Origin of the sequence: Microcystis sp. 49638_E5, assembly GCF_021300285.1 — a bacterium.
Classification (GTDB): domain Bacteria; phylum Cyanobacteriota; class Cyanobacteriia; order Cyanobacteriales; family Microcystaceae; genus Microcystis; species Microcystis aeruginosa_C.
The window spans coordinates 1-5,223 of the sequence record NZ_JAJTDH010000152.1 but is presented as its reverse complement, the minus strand read 5'-3'; the positions used below and the strand labels follow the sequence as shown (position 1 = coordinate 5,223).

The following is a 5,223-nucleotide window of genomic DNA, read 5'->3' as shown; positions in this document are numbered from 1 at the left end:
GTCATGTTCAGTTACCGGTTACAACCACCGTCAGGAGCAAGCAACAACCCCGGACAGCAAAGACTATTTTAGCGTCAGTTTGGCTGTCGGTCAGCTAATCCCCTAAAATTAAAGTAAAGCCTGGGAGGAAAACTAGAGTTATGACTTTTAATATCCGACAATTAGATAATTTAGACTACGATTTAACCGAGGCACCCTGGTCAGTAGAAGAAGTGAGAAATAGAAGATTAAAATTAATTCTAAATCTGGCCGATGGGTAAGAAATAATGGTGATTATAGACGAAACGGGAGACAAAAAGATATGGTGGGAGCTTATTGGCACTTGGGAGAACTGAAAAAACAGTTTTATCAAGGACGGGAATTATTGCCGAGAAATAGCGGTAAAAAGGGATAAAGCTCCAGAAAAAGAGCGGAAGTTAGGGAACCGGTTCCTCCCTATCGACTTTGGGGGTTTGGTTTTGGGGAGATTGCTGAAGTTCTTGCCAGCGAGTTTCTGCCAGTTGTTTTTGTGTTTGCACTTCTCGGTCATTGGAACGATAACGAAGTGATTCTTGATAAGCTTGAATCGCTCGCTCGTATTGACCGAGTTTAAACCAACTATTGCCTAAACTTTTCCATGTTTCGGGGTTATCTTTTTGTCTTTGAATCGCCTGTTGATAGGCATTTATGGCTTGAGAATTGTCGCCTAAACGATAGCAAGCGTTACCGATACCGATAAAAACTTCGGCTTTTTGGGAAGAAATGCGGCGAGCTTTTTCGTAGGATGTGATCGCTTCTTGAAATCTTTCCAGTTGATGAAGTAATGCCCCTTGATTTAACCAGGCTTGATAATAATTAGAATTGGCTTTAGTTGCTTGATTAAATGCCTCCAAAGCTTCTGAGTTGCGGCCTAATTTTTGCAGAATAATCCCTTGACTATAGTGAGCTTGGGAAAATTGGGGATTAAATTGTCCGGCTTTGCTATAACTTTCTAAAGCATCATTAATTTTATTTAATTGATACAAACTATTACCTTTTTGATACCAAATTAAGGCATTATCCGATTCGATCGCTAGAGCCTGATCGTAGGCTTTAACTGCCCCTTCATAATCCTCAAGATTTTGTAATGACCAGCCTTTTTTATACCATATTTTGGCATCATTTTTTTGAAAAGTTAACAATTTTTCAAGAGCTTTTTGGGCGGCGGAATATTGTTGCAGTTCCAGATAAATATCGGCTTTACCTTGCCAAGCTTGACTAGCAGCAGGATTAAGAGATAAGACCCGCTCAAAACTTTCTAAAGCCTCCTGATTTTTGCCTAATTTATCTAAAGCTTTCCCGCGACCGAGCCAAGCTTGCCAAGCGGAATCCGGGTTAATTTGAATAGCTTTTTCGTAGGTATTTAAAGCTTCCGAGTATCTTTTTAAAGCTAATAAAGCATCGGCTTGTCCTTGCAATGCCTCAAGATAATCGGGATTAATTTTTAAGGCTTTACCATAGGAATTAAGGGCATCAGTATAGCGTTTAAGTTGATAAAAAGTCTGACCTTGTTGATAGTAACTAAGAGAATTACGAGAATTTTGCCAATAATCAAAACCCAGATAAGCACCAGCTATTAAACCAATTGTCCCAGAGACAAACAAGATTTTTGTTAGCCAAGATTTCCCTTGACGAGCAACTCGACCTTGGGGTTTCACCGCCTGGGTAGTTTTCGGATCGAGATGATGAATTTTTCCTAATTTTCTCAGAGCGATTAATGCTTCACTGGCGCTGGTATAACGCTGACGAAAATCATAGCGGATCATGCGCTCGATAACATCACTAAACTCGGCGCTAGTCATGGCCAAATGTTGCCAGAGAATTTCCCCCGTGCGAGCATCCAATGGAATATCTTCGGGAGCTTTACCGGTCAAAGCTTGTAATCCAATAATACCAGTGGCATAGATATCGCTACTAAAACGGGGATAACCTTGGGCCTGTTCACTGGGGAAATAACCGGGGGTACCGATAGCGACTGTAGAAACGGTTTTACCTTCTTTAACTACTTGACTGCTAATTTGTTTGACAGCACCAAAATCAATTAAAACCAATTGATCATCTTGGCTGCGACGAATAAGATTGAAGGGATTAACATCGCGATGGATCACCTGTTTGTGATGGACAAATTCGAGAATTGAGAGAATTTCTGTTAATAAAGCCACTACTTTCTCTTCATTTTGCCTATAGACACCGGCAGTAATTTCTGTGGCTAAATCTTCCCCTTCAATGTATTCTTGCACGAGGAAAAATTGCCCATTTTCCTCAAAATAAGCAAATAAACGGGGAATATGGCGATGATTGCCCAATTCTTGCAGGATTTTCGCCTCGGTTTCAAACAGTCGTCTAGCGATGGCTACAGTTTCGGCATTCCGGCACTGGGGTTGAAATTGTTTGATCACACAGCGATTTTGATTGGGTAACTGGCGATCGCAGGCCAAGAAAGTCTGTCCGAATCCCCCTTTTCCCAATTGACGGATAATTTGGTAGCGATGACTAAGGATTTTTCCGGCAGCGAGTTCCATAGACGATGGCAATCCAGGGTTTTTTACTATTCTAGGCTTTTCGGCTTTCTTTTGCGGTCGCTGGACAAAATGCGGCAACTCTCCCATTCTACTTTTTTCCCTCTCTATAGGGAAAAAATTCCCTGTGGAGGGGACTGACATGACAGACAGAAAAAAATAATCTAGAAACAGAGAAGGTTCACTGTTGTTTTTTGAGAGGATAACCGCTATGTCTATCAATCCCGTTACTAGAGCCGGCACAGCTTTACTGATTACCCTGCTCATGGGGTCGATGTCCGGTACTTTTCCCGTCCTCGCTCAAAGTAATATTAATCGGCCACGTCTGATCGCTCAACAAATCTCGATTCCGGCCGGAACAGTTATCCCTTTGAATTACGAGAAAGCCGATAAAATTTTAGTTTCTAAAAGTGATGTTATTCCTCTGACTTTAACCGTAGCCAGAGATATTCGTAACCGGAATGGGAGTGTGGTGATTGCAGCGGGAAGTGAAGTCAAGGGTACTTTAGAAGCGGCGGGCCGAGGTGTGCGGTTTATTGCCGATGAAATTGGCCTAGATGGGGGCAATCGCATTATCCCCCTCAATGCCACTTCGCGATTAATTACTACCACTGAAACCCTGCGTAAAGGGGCAAAAACTCAAGATATCTTAGCGGGAACCGTCGCCGGTGCGGGGGCAGCCACAGCGATCGCTGCTCTTACGGGCGATCGCAAGATCGAAGTTCTCGATGTCTTAGCGGGGGCAGCCGTGGGAACCCTTGCGGGATGGGGTTTACCGACGGCGGGAATTGTTGGTGGTAGTTCCGTGCAGTTATACTCTGTTAACCCCGATCGAGATTTAAATATTACCCTGCAATCGCCCCTAGTGATCAGAGATTAGTTAGGGTCTGCTGAAAAAGTTTTTCGTGGTGGCAGGGTGTGGGGTGTGGGGTGTGGGGTGTGGGGTTTTAGCGATTTTGAGGTAGTCAGTTACCTAATTTTCAGGGAAAAAGTCCAGGAATTTTACCCCCGATCACTCCAATGGTAGGCACTTTTTGAGGTCAAAAAAGTCTAAAAGCCTTATCCAACAAGGTTTTTAGATTTATTCAGCCAGCCCTAGTAAACGGCAAACCATCACCAAATCCGCCAGCAGACGGACTTGGTGTCAACTCATTGGTTATTTCTGGATTTAAACGGAGCGATCGATTTGTTAGATTTTTAATAGTCGGTCTGTCAACCGATAGACAGAAACAGTTAAAACATCAGAATCAGAGATCAAAGTATGAAACTTCCTACAGGGTTACGGCGAACTATTACCCACGCTTTGGCAACTTTTCTGGGAGTTATGCTCGGTTTTAGCAGTTTAGCGGCGGTAAATGCTCAAAATCTGCCCACTGCTGCCGCCGATCTGGCCAGAATTCCCCCGGAGATGACGGCGGAAAGTTTTGTCGCTAAGGCAGTGGCCCGCACGGGTGCGGCAGTGGTGCGAATTGACACCGAAGCGATCATTACTCGTCCCAATAGCCCCTTTTTTGATGATCCTTTTTTTCAGGAGTTTTTTGGGGAACAGTTTCGTGTTCCCACCCAGCAGCGAGTGGCGGGCCAGGGATCGGGTTTTATTATCGATGGCAGTGGTTTAATCTTAACTAATGCCCATGTGGTCGATAATGCCGATAAGGTAACGGTAACTTTAAAAGATGGTCGTAGCTTCAAAGGAGAAGTACGCGGTACTGATGAGATCACTGATTTAGCCGTGGTGAAAATTAATCCCCAAGGGGAAAAATTACCTGTAGCCGTCCTCGGCAATTCCTCATCCATACAAGTGGGGGACTGGGCGATCGCAGTAGGCAATCCCGTCGGTCTAGATAATACGGTAACTTTAGGAATTATTAGCACGATCGGGCGCTCGGCGGCTAAGGCGGGTATTCCCGATAAACGCATTGATTTTATCCAAACCGATGCCGCTATTAACCCGGGCAATTCCGGCGGTCCTTTACTCAACGCCCAAGGGGAAGTCATCGGCATCAATACGGCGATTCGTGCTGATGCCATGGGGATCGGTTTTGCCATTCCCATCGACCGGGCCAAGCAGTTACAAGCGACCCTAGAATCAGGTCAAAAGGTGGCCCATCCCTATATCGGTGTGCAGATGGTTAATCTAACTCCCGATTTAGCCCGGGCTAATAATCAAAACCCCAATTCTTCGATGATCGTGCCGGAAGTGTCGGGAATTTTGGTGGTGAAAGTCTTACCCAATACCCCCGCCGAAAAAGCCGGGATCCGTCGCGGGGATGTGATTGTCAAAGCTAATAATCAACCGGTTAGCGATGGCACTGAGTTACAGGAAATGGTGGAAAAAACCGGCATCGGTCAGTCTTTACCCCTAAGAATCAGAAGGGGTGAAAGGGCGATCGATCTCACCGTAATCACCGCCCAAATGTCAAATCAGTAATCGGCGGTCTGGAGTCGGTCGTCAGGAATGAGGAGATAGGGTGATAGGGTTTTGGGGTAATAGGGTGATGAGACCGCTTCCCCACTTACCCACTTCCCCGCTTGCCACTGTTCACTGATAACTGAATTAACACCCACTTACTTAGGGTTTGCTGAATAATGGTAAAAACCTTACAGGAAAGGGCTTTTAGCTTGATTGAGAGCTTCCCAAATGCACTTAAATCTGCTAGAATCTCTTAAAACCCTTGCATCACCC

General features: G+C 44.8%; 3 protein-coding genes. 2 read left to right on the top strand and 1 reads right to left on the bottom strand.

Annotated features, from left to right (window positions below; genetic code table 11):
* Positions 1 to 416 precede the first annotated feature (416 nt).
* Positions 417 to 2,540, bottom strand: coding sequence for a serine/threonine-protein kinase (locus tag LW728_RS22645; protein ID WP_287668983.1), 2,124 nt, complete (start codon positions 2,538 to 2,540; stop codon positions 417 to 419).
* Between the two features lie 208 nt (positions 2,541 to 2,748).
* On the opposite strand from LW728_RS22645, the gene LW728_RS22640 reads away from it, so the two are divergent.
* Positions 2,749 to 3,417: a hypothetical protein gene (locus LW728_RS22640; RefSeq protein ID WP_287768430.1), complete on the top strand. Its 669-nt coding sequence runs from the start codon at positions 2,749 to 2,751 to the stop codon at positions 3,415 to 3,417.
* A 381-nt stretch (positions 3,418 to 3,798) separates the two neighbouring features.
* Positions 3,799 to 4,968 (top strand): HhoA/HhoB/HtrA family serine endopeptidase, encoded by a 1,170-nt coding sequence (locus LW728_RS22635; RefSeq protein ID WP_287768428.1) that lies wholly within the window; start codon positions 3,799 to 3,801, stop codon positions 4,966 to 4,968.
* Positions 4,969 to 5,223: the final 255 nt, after the last annotated feature.